Annotated in this window: 1 pseudogene; it reads right to left on the reverse strand. The window is 62.5% G+C overall.

Going from position 1 to position 412, the window contains the following annotated elements:
• Positions 1 to 245 (reverse strand): annotated as a pseudogene (locus tag AB4Z51_RS45080) (IS110 family transposase); the annotation flags it as partial.
• Positions 246 to 412: the final 167 nt, after the last annotated feature.

The following is a 412-nucleotide window of genomic DNA, read 5'->3' on the forward strand; positions in this document are numbered from 1 at the left end:
CGAGCCCGGGCCGGGTTGATCCGCGCGAAGCGGATACCGGCCTGACCCAGCGCCTCGCGAAGTTCGAGATCATAGACACCCGTTGCCTCGAAGACGACCAGCACGTCGCATCGCCAACGCGCCACGATCTGTGTGATGGCCTGCGGCGCGTTGGCGATGCGCTCCGGCACRCCCAAGCCCTCATCGAAGATATCGAGATGTTGTTTGGAGACGTCGATTCCGACGTAACGAAGGGGTATGATCACGGTGCCTGTCCCTGTGATGCGAGGTCTGTTGCCGCAGCCTCGTGCAACTGTTCAGGTTGATAGATGGAACGGGCGGGAGACCGGGCCGGATCACGGCGTCAAGCGCCAAGGACCCAACGGCTTCCCGCCCACTCCATCATGACAGGCTTCCAAGACACAGGGACCCA

The organism is Bradyrhizobium sp. 2TAF36 (assembly GCF_052114925.1).
GTDB lineage: Bacteria > Pseudomonadota > Alphaproteobacteria > Rhizobiales > Xanthobacteraceae > Bradyrhizobium > Bradyrhizobium barranii.